Consider the following 15,367-nt stretch of genomic DNA (forward strand, 5'->3'; position numbering starts at 1 on the left):
ACGGTTTTTCAGCGGTTTCTGGATTGCATGAACACGAGTTTTTCGAACAGCGTCAGGTCCTGTTCGTTCTTGAGCAGCGCACCCACCAGCGGCGGGATGCTGACCTTGTCGTCGGTGCTGCGCAGCACCTCGGGCGCAATGTCCTCGGCCACCAGCAGCTTGAGCCAGTCGATCAGCTCGCTGGTGCTGGGTTTCTTCTTGAGGCCCGGCAGGTTGCGCACGTCGTAGAAGCTCTTGAGCGCCGACGCCAGCAGCTGCGGCTTCAGGCCGGGGAAGTGCACATCGACGATCTGGCGCATCGTCTCGGACTCGGGGAACTTGATGTAGTGGAAGAAGCAGCGGCGCAGAAATGCGTCGGGCAACTCCTTCTCGTTGTTGCTGGTGATGAAGACCAGCGGGCGGTGGCGGGCCTTGACCAGCTCGCGCGTCTCGTAGACGTAGAACTCCATGCGGTCGAGTTCGCGCAGCAGGTCGTTCGGAAACTCGATGTCGGCCTTGTCGATCTCGTCGATCAGCAGCGCCACGGGCTGGTCCGCCGTGAACGCCTGCCAGAGCGTGCCCTTGACGATGTAGTTGCGGATGTCGCTGACCTTGTCGCGGCTGGCCGCATCAGCCAGCTGGCTGTCGCGCAGGCGGCTGACGGCGTCGTATTCGTAGAGGCCTTGCTGCGCCTTGGTCGTGCTCTTGATGTGCCACTGCAGCAGCGGCAGGCCGAGTGCGCTGGCTACTTCCTCGGCCAGCAGGGTCTTGCCGGTGCCGGGCTCGCCCTTGACGAGCAGCGGACGCTTGAGCGTGATGGCCGCGTTGACCGCCAGCATCAGATCGGGGGTGGCGACGTACTGGTCGGTGCCGGTAAATTTCATCGTGGCGTGAAACAAGTCATGAGTTCGATTCAGTATATCGACCGCATCTCTTGCCGCGCCTGACGCCGCCGTGCCGGTTTCAGGCGCCGGGCGACAGCAGCCGCTGCAGGTAGATCACGTCCAGCCAGCGGTCGAACTTGCGCGCCACCTCGCGGAAATGGGCGCAGCGCTGGTAGCCGGCGCGCTCATGCAAGGCGATGCTGGCGGCCTGTTCGGCGCAGGCGCCAGCGATCAGGCAGTGAAAGCCGTGCTGCTGGGCCGATGCGATCAGCCGCGCCAGCAGCCGCGCGCCGATGCCGCAGCCGGTGTGGTCCGGGTGCAGGTAGATCGAGTTTTCCACCGTGTGGCCGTAGCCGCCGCGCGTCTGGTGCGGCGCCAGCGCGGCCCAGCCGATGGCGGCGCCATCCAGCTCGGCCACCCAGATCGGGTGGCGCTCGTCGCGCCCGGTGATGAAGGCGCGGCGGCTCTCGAGCGTGACTGGCTCGGTCATGAAGGTCGAGGTCGAGTGGGCGATGTAGTGGTTCAGGATGGCCTGAATCGCCGCTGCATCGTCGGCCCGGCCCGGGCGCAACAGCAGTCGGTCGGGTGTGCCCGGGCCGGCGGCGGTCATGGCGGCGGTCACGGCAGCGGCGGCAGGCCGTGGCGGACGCGGGCGCGGTTGCAGGCGTCGTCGCCCCGGCCCAGCGGCGCCAGCATGCCGAACTCGCGGCAAGGCCCAGGTCGCCATTCATAGATGCCGCAGCTGGCCTTTTCGCCCACCGTGCCGACCAGCGCCGCGCAGCGCGGGCGGGCGTGGTCGGTGCCGCGCAGGCGGGCGGTGGTGTCGGTGACGGCCACCGTCAGCCCGTCCGGCACGCAGCCACCGCGCGACTGCAACTCCTCGGTCGAGAAGTCGACCCGGAAGCTGGCGCAGCAGGCGCCGCAGTTCAGGCAGGCGTTGTCGTGGCTCACGCCAGACGCGCTTGGTGGCGGGCGATCTGCAGCCGCACCTGCGCCGGCGCGGTGCCGCCCAGCGTGTTGCGGGCGTTGAGCGAGCCGGCCAGCGTCAGCGCCTCGTGCACGTCGGCGGTGATGGCGGCGTTGTAGCCCTGCAGCGTGGCCAGCGGCAACTCCGACAAGTCCTTGCCCAGCGCGATGGCGTCCTTGACAGCGTGCGCGACCACTTCATGCGCGTCACGGAAGGGCAGGCCCTTCTTGACCAGGTAGTCGGCCAGGTCGGTGGCGGTGGCGTAGCCGCGCAGCGCGGCGCGTTCCATCGCCTCGGCCTTCACCGTCAGCCCGCCCGAACGCGAGCCGTCGGCCGCGACCTCGCCGCCGATCATCTCGGCCATGATGCGCAGCGTGTCCTTGACCGTGTCCACCGTGTCGAACAGCGGCTCCTTGTCTTCCTGGTTGTCCTTGTTGTAGGCCAGCGGCTGGCCCTTCATCAGCGTGATCAGGCCCATCAGGTGGCCGACCACGCGGCCGCTTTTGCCGCGCGCCAGCTCGGCGACGTCGGGGTTGCGCTTCTGCGGCATGATCGACGAGCCGGTGCAGTAGCGGTCGCTCAGGTTGATGAAGCCGAAGTTCTGGCTCATCCAGATGACGATTTCCTCGGCCAAGCGCGAGACGTGGATCATCACAAGCGTGGCGAAGCTGGTGAACTCGATGGCGAAGTCGCGGTCGCTCACGGCGTCGAGGCTGTTCTGGCAGACGCCGTCAAAGCCTAGCGTGCGGGCGACGCGTTCACGGTCGAGCGGGTAGCTCGTGCCCGCCAGTGCAGCCGCACCCAGCGGCAGGCGGTTGACGCGCGTGCGCAGGTCGGCCAGCCGCTCGGCATCGCGCGCGAACATTTCCACATACGCCAGCAGGTGGTGCGCAAAGCTCACCGGCTGCGCCACCTGCAGGTGGGTGAAGCCGGGCAGGATCACCTCGACGTTCTGGCTGGCCACGTGGACGAGGGCCCGCTGCATCTCGGCCAGCAGCACGGCAGTGGCGTCGATCTCGCCGCGCAGCCACAGCCGCACGTCGGTGGCGACCTGGTCGTTGCGCGAGCGGCCGGTGTGCAGGCGCTTGCCGGCGTCGCCGACCAGGCTGGTCAGACGCGCTTCGATGTTGAGGTGCACGTCTTCCAGGTCGAGCTTCCACTCGAAGGTGCCGGCCTCGATCTCGGCGCGGATCTGGCTCATGCCACGCTGGATGTCGGCCAGGTCCTGCGCGCCGATGATGCCTTGGGCGGCCAGCATCTCGGCGTGGGCGAGGCTGCCGTCGATGTCTGCCTGCCAGAGGCGCTTGTCGAAGAACACGCTGGCGGTGTAGCGCTTGACCAGCTCGCTCATGGGCTCGGAGAAGAGCGCGGACCAGGCTTGGGATTTCTTGTCGAGTTGGTTGGTGGACATGGTGGCGGGTAGGCAGGGTTCAGATGAGGCGGCGGCCTTGGCAGGCCGGCATGCCTCAAATTGTAGGGAGCCGGTGCCCCGGCTCCCGCTGCACCGTTCAGCGCTCGACTGCGCCGAGGTCGGTCCTGCTGCCCTTGACGGTGCGCGCCACCGGCTTGAAGCTGCTGTCGAGTTGGTAGTCCACCGTGTAGGCGGCTGCGGCGCTGGGGCTTGCCACGCCTGCATCCACCAATGCCGAGCCTGCCAGTGGCACGCCTGTGCTGCGGTCGAACGGGGCCACATTCGCGCTGGCGCCGGTGATCAGGTTGGCCGTGCCGTTGAGCTGGCCAGTGACCGGGTGGTAGATGTCCGAGTCCAGCCAGCCGTTGCTGATCCAGTTGACGCCCAGGTTGACGATGCCGCCCGAGGTGTAGCTGGCGCCGACGTCCTGGCCCGCACGCAAGGAGCGGTTGCCGATCTGCACGCTGTCGTTGAAGTAGATGACGTTGTTCCAGACCTCGGCTTTTTCTTCGGTGGTGGACAGCTGGAAGATGGCCGCGCCGCTGCCGGTGACCTCGATCGTGTTGTTGAAGAAGTAGAGCGTGCCCTTGCGGTAAAGGCGCTCGTCACCCTGGTCGCCGCCGTAGTGGATGAAGCTGCCGATGTCGCCGCTCTTGCGGATCATGTTGCCGTAGACGAAGCTGCTGCGATAGGCGGGATCGGGGATCGCGACGGTTTCAAAGTCGTTGGCGTCCACCAGGTCGACTGCATGGGCGCCGTCTTCGATCAGGTTGTAGCGCACCACCGTGCCGGTCGAGCGGTCCTTGATCGAGTTGCCCATGGCGCCGCTGCGCAGCGCACCGTAGCGGTTGAACTCGATCACGATCCCTTGGCTGGCGGTGTAGGTGGTGTGCTCGTGGTCATCACCCGTGATGCCGTTGCCCCAGAAATAGTTGCCGGAGATGCGTATGTTCTTGGTGACGGAAAAGTCGCCCTCGTTCTTCGAGATGGTGTAGACCGCCTGGACGCAGTCGCTGATTTCGTTGTCGGCAATCAGGATGTTCTGGCCACGGTTGATGTTGATGCAGGCGCCGAAGCCGTCATAGGCTTGTGTGACACCCGCATGGTTGCTGAACGTGTAGGACGGATGCAGCTTGCGCAGGTTGAGGCCGTGGATCTGGATGTAGTTCGGGAAGCTTGTGTACTCAGGCTGATTCGACTTCAACATGATCAGGCTCTGTGCTTCCAGCTGGGCACGAAACACGTTGCTGCCCGAGATGCGGTCACCGTAGGCTTGTGTCTGCCGCGTGGTGGCGCCGTCGCCTTCGATGATCGGGCGCTCGTTGTTCGGTCCGCGTACACCGCACACCCGGATGGGGGCGTTGGCGGTGCCGGTCGACGTGATCATGAACTTGCCCTTGTACGGTGCAGCCCGGTAGAAAAGGCGCACGCTGTCGCCGGCCTTGAGGTTTTCCCACGGTACCTGATCCAGTGCGGTGTAGGTCTTGCCATCGCCCACCTGGTAATCGGTGGCTCCACTCACGCCTGAAGGCTCGCACGCCGGCAGGTTGAGTACGGCCAACGGCGGCGCAGGCGTGGGCGCTGCAATCGGTGACGGGCTGGGGGATGACGGGCTTGGCGTTGGGCTGCTGCTGTCCACCGGCGCCGTGCTGGGGCTGGCTGCATCGGTGGTGGCGCTTCCCCCGCCACACGCAGCCAGGGAACCGCTCAGCATCAGCGCAGCAAAAGCCCAGCGGGCGCGGAATTGAGGTGTCAGAGCGGCCATGGTGTCTTCCCTGAAAGCGGTGTTGAAGGCGGCATGATATTTTTTATGCATGAAATCTGAATCGTCAAATGACAAAGCGGCCACAAGCCCGCGAGGGCTTGTGGCCGCTTGCCAGGGTGCTCAGCGTTCTACCGCGCCCAGGTCGATGGCGGTGCCATTGATCGCGCGGGCCAGCGGCTTGTAGCTGCTGTCCAGCTGGAAGCTGACGGGGTAGCCGGTGGCGCCGCTCACGTTGGCCTGGCCCTTGTCGAGCAGCGCGCTGCCCGCCAGAGGTGCAAGCGTGGTCAGGTCAAACGGTGCGCTGCTGCCGGTGATGAGGTTGGCACTGCCGTTGAGTTGACCCTTGATCGGGTGGTAGATGTCCGTGTCGAGCCAGCCGGTCCGGATCCAGTTCACCCCCAGGTTGAGGATGCCGGCCGGTGTCCAGTAGGCCGTGTTCACGCCGTCCTGGTTCATGCGCATGCTGAGGGTCTGCACGCTGGGGTCGAAGTAGAACGCGTTGTTCCATGCCTGCACGGTTTCCAGCGTGGTGGAGATCTGGAAGATGGCCGCGTAGCTGCCGGTGCCGTAGATCGTGTTGTTGAAGAAATAGAGCGTGCCGCGGCGGAACAGCGACTCGCCCCAGTTGGCGCCGGGAACGCTGCCGGCGTGGTCACCCCCGTAGTGGATGAAGCTGCCGGTGTTGCCGTTCTTCTTGATCTGGTTGCCGTAGACGTAGGTGCTGCGGTAGGCGGGATCGGCCAGGGCGGTGAGGGGGAAGTCTTCGGCTTCGACCAGATCGATGGCGTGTGCGCCTTCCTCGATGCGGTTGTAGCGCACCACGGTGCCTGCAGAGCGGTCCTTAATGGCATTGCCGCCGGAGCCTGCGCGTACCGGGCCATAGCGGTTGAACTCGATCACGACACCCTGGCTCTCGGTGTAGGTGGTGTGCTCATGCTCGTCGCCGACGACACCATGACCCCACATGTAGTTGCCTGCAATGCGGATGTTCTTGGTGACGGAAAAGCTACCGTCATCGGTCGACTTGGTGTAGATCGCTTGCGTGCAGTCGCTGATCTCGTTGTCGGCAATGGTGATGTTGTGTCCGCGATCCACCCACACGCAGGCGCTGAAGGCGGTGTAGTTGCGCTTGGCACCGCCGGTGTCGGTGTAGCTGTGACTGGTGTGACCGTGCGTGATGTTCAGGCCGTCGATCTGCACGTACTGCGGTACGTTGGTCCAGCTGCGCGCGTCGCCCTTGATCAGCACGACCGAGCGGCTTTCATGGATCTGGCGCGTCGCTGCGTCGCCCGAGATGAGCGAAGCTACTGCGGGACGTGACGTCGCGCCGTTGCCATCGATGATCGGGCGCTCGTTGCTGGGGCCACGCACGCCGCAGACACGGATCGGTGCACTGGCCGTGCCTTGTCCGGTGACCAGAATCTTGCCCTTGTAGGGCGTGGCGCTGTAGAAGATGCGCACGGTATCGCCGCCCTTGACGGCCTCCCATGGCACTTGATCAAGGCTGGTGTAGGTCTTGCCGGCGCCCACTTGGTAGTCGGTGCCATTGCCGGAGGCTACGCAGGCGCTCAGGCCCAGGGTAACGGCCGGTGCGCTGGGGGCAGGGCTGGGCGCTGGCGTGGGGGCGGGCGCCGGTGCTGGGGTTGGAGCAGGAGCAGGAGCAGGAGCAGGAGCAGGAGCAGGAGCAGGAGCAGGAGCAGGGACCGGAGTCGGGGCTGGTGCTGGAGTCGGAGCCGGGCTGTGCTTGGTGCGACGACGGTGCAAGGCGTCCAGCGTCAGGTCGGTTGTCGTGCCGTCACTTGTCGCGGTGTCTGCGGCTGCGACGGTCGAGGTGTCTGCCACTGTCTTGTCTGCGCTCAGGGCACTGGTGGTTTCAGCGATGGTGCTGTCGTTACCACCTCCACATCCGGTCAACGCACCGGTCACGACCAGACCCGTGAGGGCCCACAGGGTTCTGACATTGGCTAATTTCATTTCGCTGCCTCTTGGACTCTTGCTGCAGGTGATGGCGGTATATCGACCGATCTGCTTTCTTCTTGAATGCGTAGATCGGTCTGCGCCGCCAGCGAGAGTCGCGAGGGGGTTCCAGGCTTGTCAGGCGGACCCCATCACGACGGTGAAGTCACGATAGGGGTGCGCTGCCTGAGCCCTGTTAACAAAACGGGCAAACGTAAGTGCGGGGCAGCAGACAGGTGGCCTGCTCAAGTGCAACTGGCTGAATCATCCGGTAATGCGAACACTGAACCAATTGAAAAACGCAACGACCAGGGTGTGCACGAGCACACGATTTGGTGGTTGTGGCATGTCGCAGATGCAACGGGATATTTCGAAATCGACCTATGGTGGTGGTCGTTTGTGGTTCTGAGCGTCACCGCTTGGTGACGCTTGGTCACGGATGCTGACGCGCCGGTACGTACCAGCACAGGCTCATGCCGAGATCCTGAGCCTCATGCCATGAGCTTTTACTGGCCTTCGAAGGCGCCCAGATCCATCGCTGCACCACGTTGCACGCGCGGGACCAGTCCAGCCGGGGCCATGAACTCGTGTGTGACACGCAGGCTGTCTGCTGAAATACCTGCTGGCCATGCCATGGCGCCGAGCGCGCCCTGGTCACGTCCAGGCGATCCCGGCAGCGGTCGTCCATCGGGGCCCACGGACGGATCACGCCCTTCAATCAAGCGGCCGGTGACGGTGACCTTGGAGCTGCCACCTGGCCCGCTGTTCGTCCAGTCGCGGCTGATCCAGTTGACGTCATCCATGCTGATCAGGCCCGACTCCTGACCCACCCGCAGTTGAGTGCTGCCGTTCATGGCGATGACGTTGGCGCGGGCGCTGATCTTCTGCTCTGCGGCAGGGATGTCGAACAGGATCGAGTACCAGTAATCGAGCTTGTCCATGCGCATCAGCACAGTATTGTTGTAGAAAAAGAGCGTGCCCAGGCGGAAGTAGCGCGGGTCGTTGTCGCCGCCCCAGTGAATGAGCTTGGCCGAGTAGGTACGGGTTTTCTGCTTGGCATCGTTGACGATCAGGTTGCCGTAGACCCAGGCGTAGGGGTAGTAGGGGTCTTTGAGGACTTGGGGCACGCCACCTTCGATCTCGACCAGATCGAGCGCCCGTGCCGCGGCTGCGATGTGGTTGTAGCGCACCACGGTGGCGCTGGAGCGATCCTTCAGCGACGAGCCCACGGCGCCCGGAATCAGCTGGCCGATGTAGTTGCCCTCGTAGAGCGATCGCATGGCCTGGATGTAGAGGTTGTGCTCGTAGTAGCTGCCGGCGTTGCCGTTGTCCCAGATCCGGTTGGCGCGGATCACGATGTGGCTGCTGGCCTCGTCGCCGGACTTGCTGTTGACGAACAGGCCGTTGCCATTGCCGGTGATCTCGCAGTTCTCGACCAGCAGGTGGTTGACCACCACGGCATAGATGGCCGCAGCTCCTGCGCTGTAACGCCCTGGGGTGCTGTCTTGTGCGGTGTAGCTGTTGCCCTTGTGGGCGCCAGTGATCATCAGGTTCTTGAACTGGATGTGCTGCGGCCGCCAGCCGTAAGGATCCTCGCTGGTCTTGTAGAGCAGGAAGACGCCCAGGTGTTCGCTGTACTGCTTGCTGAAGAAGCGCCGCTCGCGGGCGTCACGCACCGTCACCGCGTTCTCGCCGCTGATCACCGGGCGATTGCAGCGCGCATCGGTCACGCCGTTGATGATGATCGGCGCGTCAGCCCGTCCCTGGCTGCGGATGCCGATCTTGCTGCGGTACGGCTCGGCCCGGTGGTAGATGTTGACGACATCGCCTGCGCCCAGCGACAGCCATGGCACGTCGGTCAGGTCGCTGAACTTCTTGCCTGGCCCCACGTCGTAGGTTTTTCCGCTGCCCACCAGCGGCTGCGAGCAGCCGTTGGGGTTGAGCGTGGTTTGCGGGGCCGGTGGCCATGGCGGATCGGCCACTGCCGTCGCCGAGGTCCTGCGGTTGACGGGACTGTTGCTGGCGGTGCTGCTGTTGTCCGCACGCGCAGCCAGTGGCAGTGGCAGCGGTTGTGGCTCGGTGCCGCTGTCGACCTTGGGCACCGAGACGATCTGTGCCGGGCTGGCTGTCAGGTTCAGCAGCAGGGCCAAGCCCAGAGAGGCTTGAACGGCATGACGCATCAGCAGCGTCGGTTGAAAACGCAAAATGGCTCGGTTCACAAGCACTCCTGGCAATGGTTTTCACTCTGTGGAGACAGATGCGTTGGCCCGGGTCGGCGCACCGCATAACATCATCCATTCTTCCATTTGGCTGGTTCGTTTTCATGCGTTTGCTGCACATTGTTGATTCCCTTGAGTTCGGCGGACTGGAGCGCGTGGTCACCGACCTCGCCATAGAGCAACAGCGCCAGGGGCATGACGTGGCGGTCTTCAGCCTGCTCAACACGGAAGGTCTGGCACCTGAATTGCGCCGGGCCGGTATCGAGGTCGTGATCGGTGGCAAACAAGGTTCGGTCGACCTGCGCATGCTGCGTAGCTTGCGCAACGTGATCCGCAGCCGGCGTGTCGAACTGGTGCATGCCCACAACTTCGTCCCTAACTATCACGCGGCTGCCGCCACTTTGCTGATGCATCGCAAGCCGGTCATCGTGGGGACTTGCCATGACATGGGCACCCGGCTGTCCGACAAACGGCTCAGCCGTTACTACCGCTGGTCGTTGCCCTACACCGCCGGATTGGCCATGGTGGGCAAACAGGTGCACGACCGCTTTGTGAACGACGGCTATGTGCCGGCCGAGAAGGCCGTGACGGTGCTCAACGGCATTCCGGTCGAGCGCTTTCGCTGGACGCCCGAGCGCCGTGCGGCCGCGCGCGCCAGCCTGGGAGTGGCGCCGGATGAGTTACTGCTCGGTGCGGTGGGTCGGTTGGTGGGCCTGAAGAACCATCGTCTGCTCATCGAACAGATGCCTGCGCTGATCAAGCAGTTTCCGCGCTTGAAACTGGTGGTGATCGGCGGTGGGCCGTTGCAGCAGGAGTTGACGGCGCTGGCGGACAGCTTGGGTTTGGCGGATCGCGTGATGTTGCTGGGTCAGCGTGCCGACGTGGCTGATCTTGCAGCAGGTTTCGATGTCTTCGCGATGCCGTCGCTGACGGAGGGCTTGTCGATCGCGTTGTTGGAGGCCTGCGCCACGCGGCAGGCCATCGTGGCGACCCAGGTGGGCGGCAACCCGGAGATCGTGCGTGATGGCATCACGGGTTTGCTGGTGCCCCCGGCAGATGGACCGGCGTTGCGCGAAGCCGTGGCGCGCCTGTTGCAGGACGCTGTCCTGCGCGATCGCCTGGCCACCGAGGCCTGCGTCTGGGTCACTGAGAACGCCTCGATGCAGAACCTCGCGCGGGCCTACGAAGACTTCTACCAGCGGTGCCTGGTGACGCGTTAAGTGCCCGCTTGCGGCAGCGGCTGGCGGCTGCTGCTGCGCCAGCCTGAGCGTATGCGGGCGCGGATCGGCTCCTCGAAGAAGCGGAACGACAAATAGGCCAGGCCGACCGAGCCGGCAAGGGCTGCTGCCACGCCCAACGCGGAGCTGCTGCTCATGGCCTCCACGCGCTTGTAGATCGGCTGGGTGATGAACGGGTGCATCAGGTACATGCCGTAGGAGACTTGTCCGATCAGCACCAGTGGGCGCAGGTTCAGCAACCGAGCTACCCATCCTTGGCCACTGGCCGCGATGAGCATCAATGGAATCAGCAGGGCCAGCAAGACAGGCTCCAGCGCAAATGCCAGGCCGAACTTGAGCGCCACATTCGGGTGCAGGTATGTGGATACGGCAGCCAGCAGGCCGATCAACAGTGGGATAGACCACCAGTGCCGCGCTGCTGCATCGAATCTTGACTGCCAGAGAGGCTGGCGCAGCAGCACGGCCAGCAGGCAGCCGATGAGCAGATGGTCTGCACGGGTTTCCAGCGCGCGGTAGAGGTAGATCTCGCTGACGCCAAACCCTAGCATCAGCAGCGGGCGCAGCAGCCAGACACCCAGGATCAGCAGCGTCAGGGAGACTTCCAGTCGCACGCGACGGGCACGCAGGCCGACCAGCGCCAGTGGCCATATCAGGTAGAACTGCTCCTCGACGGCCAGTGACCAGCAGTGCGACAGATAGTGAGTCGGCGCACCGGTGAACGCCTGGTAGTAGTTGATCAGATAGACCACCGAGCTGCCGATGGCGCCCCAGTCCACCGGTTGGCGCCGCAGCGTCAGCAGCAGGTAGCCCACCAGAAGGTAGGCAAAGAAGATCGGCAGCAGTCGTGCAGCGCGCCTCAGGTAGAACCTGCCCATGTCGATGGTGCTGCGTTCGTCCAACTCGCGCAGCAGCATCCAGGTGATGAGAAACCCACTCACCACGAAGAAAAGCTGAACCCCGTCGATGATCAGCAGAGGTCCGATGCCGGGCAGTTCCAGATGCAACAGCAGGACAGTCAGTACCGCCACCATGCGCAGAAAGTCCAAGCCTGGCAGGTGATCCTGCTGAAGTACGCTCTTCAGTGAGATGGGGCTCATGGCGGGGCTCACATTCAGTAATGTGCCGATTACCGGCTGCTGCGCTGCCACGAGCCGCCATAGCGGCCCGTCGCGTAGCGCCATGAGGCGACCAGGAAAGCCCAGTTCAGCGCAAACAGGAAGGCCACCAGCTTGAGTGGCTTTGGCAGGCGCCAGCCTCGGTTGGTGGCCGCCAAAAGGGCTGCAGCACCCAGATAGCTCAGGGCTTGAGCCAGGGCAGACCAGCGCCAGACCCACGAATCCACAGCCAATACACACGATGCGGCCAAGGCCACGATCAGCAGGTGCGGTGCCACCCAGCGCAGTACCTTGTGCGAGATGTAGGAGAAGCGCGTGGCAACTGACGTGCGTAGTAGATATTCCGGGTGCCGAATCAGTGCCTGGAAGTTACCGATGCCGATGCGCACGCGGCGCTTGAACTCTTCATCAATGCGCTCGGGCGTGTCTTCTTCGGCCCAGGCGCGCGGTTCATAGCGCAACTGCGCCGGCGCTGCAGCCACGTTCATGGCGACGCAGAAGTCATCACATATGGTGTCCGACGCCAGGGGTTTCCAGAGCGCACGACGAATCGCATAAATCGCCCCGTTTGCACCCAGCAGGGCACCCAGTCGGGCTTCGAAGAACTTCAGGAATTGCTCGATGCGCCAGTACAGACTGTCCTGGTTGTCGCCACCGGTGCCCCTCAGGCGCAACTCGCCGCTGACACCGCCCACTTCCGGGTCTTCAAAGCCTACGACCAGTTTCTTGAGTGCGTCCGGGCGAAAGAAGGTGTTGGCGTCCGAGAACACCAGGATAGATTCGCTGCCGCGCGAAACCAGATCATTCAGCACGCTGGCCTTGCCGCGGTTTTGCTCGAAGGCGAAGCCCTTGATTCGCGGCTCGTGGCCGTAGCGACCCAGGATCTCGGCACTCCGGTCACGGCTGCCGTCCGAACCGATATAGGCGGTCAGCCGGTCGGCGGGGTAGTCGAGTGCGAGCAGGTTGTCGATGCGTTGACCGAGATGGCGCTCTTCGTTGTAAGCCGAGATCACGACCGCCACCTGTGGCCAGTCCGAGTTCTGTTCAGCGTCGTTGCGGCGATCCAGTTTTCGGAAGACGAAGGCTGCATCGCGCATGGCCTGGCTCAAGCCCGCGATGAAAAAAAGTACCAGCGGGTAAAGCGCATAGGAATACACCACGGCGCCTATGCAACCATAGACGAGCGCTGTCAGCGAACCCTCGAGCACGGTGTCAGGCCGCCTTGGCCATTTCGGCCGGGTGCGGTCGATAGCCAGGGCGTTTCACGATCAGGTCGCGGTACTCGCCAGGCTCACCGGCCAGATTGGCCTCGGCAGCCTTGGCGATGTTGTACATCTCGCGTGCGCTCACATAGTGCAGCTTCCAGTCCACACCGTCGTTGTACTTGGTCTGCAGGTGCTCGAAGGCCTCGCGCATCTTGGGGCCCAGCAGGGTGTTCATGTCGCGCTCCTGGGTGCCATGGGTGTGCACCTTCACGAAGATCCACTCGGGCTTGCCTTCGACGTGGATGCCTGTCTCGATCCAGGCGTCCACACGCTCTTTGGTAGGCGCCGAACTGGTGCGCACATCTGCGTTCTCGATGCGCGGGATGACGCCGAACTTGCGGTTGTGCCACATGAAGCCCAGCGGGCCCTGGATGATCATCAGATCGCCACTCGGTTTTCCACCGACCCGAACACGTACGCCGTGGTCGTGCGACTTGCCGTGGTGTGGATCATCCTTGGCGTAATAGATGCTGTTGATGATGCTGGTCTGGCAGGGGTCCGGCGCGGCGGGCAGCGTGTAATCCACATAACAGCCTTCTTCGCGCAGCACGATCAACTCGTTGTTGACGCCGCAGCCAAAGCCGTCCGGGTGTGCGTTGTCCAGCGCCCAGTTGCCATGGATGAAGGCCCATTGCGGCTGTCCTGTTTCAGGGTGCACGGGCAGCGCGTCATGGCGATCCACCAGGATTCGGGTGAAGTCGCGCAGTTTCTCCCGCAGGCCCGCTTCTGTGTCCTGATCGTGATGCAGGTGAATCTCGATTTCGCCCAGACCCATGCGGCAGAGTTCGACGATCTTGTCCAGATGCTCGGGCCGGTATTCCTCGCCCGGGTAGAAGAAGGAGTGAGCGGGCTGCCGACCGTCAGCATCACGCAGACCTTCGCACAATTTGGGGTAATCGTCGCGCCAGCGTTGCACGCGTTCGCACTCGACTTCGTAGCTGGGCCGGCGCCACATCGGCTCGTAATGATCGACAAAACAGAACATTACATGACGTGTCGTTCCTGCAGGCACCGGTGTCCGCCAATCCTGCTTCAAGTAGCTGTTGAGCCACAGATGAATGTTGCGACGGCGGATGAAGACGATCAGCAAGCCTGAAAAGGCGATAAGGATGACGAGAATACCGAGCAAAAGACGCATCATGGGCTTGAGGATCGCTCAAAGAAGTCGAAGGGAACTGGATAAGTTACTGCGAAGTAGGCTGTGAGCCTCAAGCTCGTCGGCAGGGTTAATCCGGAGCACTTTGGACTCTAGCATCGTGTTTTGTCGGTTCGGTGCCCGGGCGTCAACCCCACGGATGACCTTGAGAACAACTGCGCACCACTTGCGATCACATGAATCTGTTATTTCGCACTTCAGGGCTGACGTGGGTTGTTCTTGCGTTGATGTACGACCTGCTCGCACACGGCCAGGGTGTCTGCGGCCACGTCGTCCCAGGTGCGTCGAATCTGACGGGCAATGACTGTTTCGTCCCATGAGCGGTGCAGCACATCCCACAAGGCAGTGACCAGTTTTTCAACGTCACGCGGCGGCACCATCACGCCGTTGCTTGCGTTGACGATCTCCTTGATCCCACCGACATCGGTGGCGACCACCGGCCGGCCGCACGCGATGGCCTCGACCAGCACGTTGGGGTAGCCTTCGCTCCAACTGGGCAAGGTCAGCAGGTCGCCAGCGTTGATCCATTCCGCCACGGTCTCGGGTGGCAGGCCACCGGGCAGGTGCACGCGTCCGGCCAGCCCTGCGTTGCGAACCAGTTCGATCAGGCCGTCCTTCATCACGCCATCGCCGACCAGCGCAAGCGTGATCTTGGGATCCCTCGCGGCAAGTTGCTGGAATGCGGCGATCAGCTCGCGCAGGCCTTTGGCCTCGATGAAACGTCCGACGTAGACGATCATCTTCTCGTCCTGCGCAATGCCGTGCTTGGTGCGCATCGCCTCGCGTCCCAGCAGCTTGAAGACCGAGGTGTTGAAGCCGTTGACCACGGTGTGAACCCGATCGGCGGATGCGCCGAACTCCCTGACCGAGTACTGGCGCATGGCTTCGCTGACGGTGATGACCGCATCGGCGCCAGAGATGGTCTTGCGTGTCATGTGATCGTTGATGCCCGAGCGGACATGGATGTCCGAGCCCAGCGCGCCGATCACGCAAGGGATGCCGAGCGTCCTGGCGCAGCGCAGGGCGGCGTACCCGTCAGGGTAGACCCAGTAACCAATGATCACGTCAGGGGCGAAGCGGCGTGCCCGCGGTGTCAGGATCCAGCTGGCGATGTGGCCGTTGACACCGCGGCTCACCACTGGCAGGGCAGGGTAGTCGTAGGCCTCGACGTCGCAGCCTTCGAGCTGATAGTCCGAGCCGACCTGGCCGTAGATGTAGCTCTGCGAACGCAGGCCCGGAATGCGCGGGTATTGAAGTGTCTGGAAATAGGTTCGTACGGTGGCCAGCTTGCTGAGGGAGCGTACCGTCTCGTGGATGAAGCGCCCGCGTGTCAGGTCGTAGGGCACGGGCAGCATGGGTGTGACGACGGCGATTCTGAGCATGTCGGGTAGCGTGTAGTTGGACGAGTCTTG

Annotated in this window: 12 protein-coding genes; 1 reads left to right on the forward strand and 11 read right to left on the reverse strand. The window is 63.6% G+C overall.

Annotated features, from left to right (window positions below):
- Positions 1-8 precede the first annotated feature (8 nt).
- The 7 genes from AC5IG3_RS03330 to AC5IG3_RS03360 form a co-directional block, all read right to left on the reverse strand.
- A complete protein-coding gene (locus tag AC5IG3_RS03330; RefSeq protein ID WP_491905038.1) occupies positions 9-863 on the reverse strand; it encodes an AAA family ATPase in 855 nt (284 codons plus the stop codon).
- Between the two features lie 79 nt (positions 864-942).
- Positions 943-1,485, reverse strand: coding sequence for a GNAT family N-acetyltransferase (locus AC5IG3_RS03335; RefSeq protein ID WP_491904854.1), 543 nt, complete (start codon positions 1,483-1,485; stop codon positions 943-945).
- The gene (locus tag AC5IG3_RS03340; protein ID WP_491904855.1) at positions 1,482-1,814 is read right to left on the reverse strand and encodes a YkgJ family cysteine cluster protein; all 333 of its coding nucleotides are present in this window, start codon (positions 1,812-1,814) and stop codon (positions 1,482-1,484) included. The genes AC5IG3_RS03335 and AC5IG3_RS03340 overlap by 4 nt, the downstream gene beginning before the upstream one ends.
- Entirely contained in the window at positions 1,811-3,241 is a 1,431-nt protein-coding gene (argH, locus tag AC5IG3_RS03345; protein WP_491904856.1) for an argininosuccinate lyase, read from the reverse strand. Before argH ends, AC5IG3_RS03340 begins: the two co-directional genes overlap by 4 nt.
- A 97-nt stretch (positions 3,242-3,338) precedes the next feature.
- Complete coding sequence (locus AC5IG3_RS03350) at positions 3,339-5,006, reverse strand: hypothetical protein (RefSeq protein WP_491904857.1); 1,668 nt, start codon at positions 5,004-5,006, stop codon at positions 3,339-3,341.
- A gap of 120 nt (positions 5,007-5,126) precedes the next feature.
- Entirely contained in the window at positions 5,127-6,980 is a 1,854-nt protein-coding gene (locus AC5IG3_RS03355) for a right-handed parallel beta-helix repeat-containing protein (protein ID WP_491904858.1), read from the reverse strand.
- A gap of 488 nt (positions 6,981-7,468) precedes the next feature.
- Positions 7,469-9,142 (reverse strand): right-handed parallel beta-helix repeat-containing protein, encoded by a 1,674-nt coding sequence (locus tag AC5IG3_RS03360; RefSeq protein ID WP_491904859.1) that lies wholly within the window; start codon positions 9,140-9,142, stop codon positions 7,469-7,471.
- 143 nt (positions 9,143-9,285) lie between these two features.
- Here AC5IG3_RS03360 and AC5IG3_RS03365 point away from each other — a divergent pair, with 143 nt between their 5' ends.
- On the forward strand, positions 9,286-10,401 hold the full coding sequence (locus AC5IG3_RS03365) for a glycosyltransferase (protein ID WP_491904860.1): 1,116 nt from the start codon (positions 9,286-9,288) through the stop codon (positions 10,399-10,401).
- Here AC5IG3_RS03365 and AC5IG3_RS03370 read toward each other — a convergent pair.
- The 4 genes from AC5IG3_RS03370 to AC5IG3_RS03385 all read right to left on the reverse strand — a co-directional run bounded on the left by AC5IG3_RS03370 (position 10,398) and on the right by AC5IG3_RS03385 (position 15,337).
- Positions 10,398-11,600, reverse strand: coding sequence for an acyltransferase family protein (locus AC5IG3_RS03370; RefSeq protein WP_491904861.1), 1,203 nt, complete (start codon positions 11,598-11,600; stop codon positions 10,398-10,400). The two genes, AC5IG3_RS03365 and AC5IG3_RS03370, sit on opposite strands and share 4 nt — an antisense overlap.
- On the reverse strand, positions 11,546-12,742 hold the full coding sequence (locus tag AC5IG3_RS03375) for a glycosyltransferase family 2 protein (RefSeq protein ID WP_491904862.1): 1,197 nt from the start codon (positions 12,740-12,742) through the stop codon (positions 11,546-11,548). Before AC5IG3_RS03375 ends, AC5IG3_RS03370 begins: the two co-directional genes overlap by 55 nt.
- A 4-nt stretch (positions 12,743-12,746) precedes the next feature.
- On the reverse strand, positions 12,747-13,937 hold the full coding sequence (locus tag AC5IG3_RS03380; RefSeq protein WP_491904863.1) for a hypothetical protein: 1,191 nt from the start codon (positions 13,935-13,937) through the stop codon (positions 12,747-12,749).
- A gap of 215 nt (positions 13,938-14,152) precedes the next feature.
- Entirely contained in the window at positions 14,153-15,337 is a 1,185-nt protein-coding gene (locus tag AC5IG3_RS03385) for a glycosyltransferase (RefSeq protein WP_491904864.1), read from the reverse strand.
- Positions 15,338-15,367: the final 30 nt, after the last annotated feature.

The organism is Leptothrix sp. (in: b-proteobacteria), from assembly GCF_965250675.1.
Taxonomy (GTDB): Bacteria; Pseudomonadota; Gammaproteobacteria; order Burkholderiales; family Burkholderiaceae_C; genus Sphaerotilus.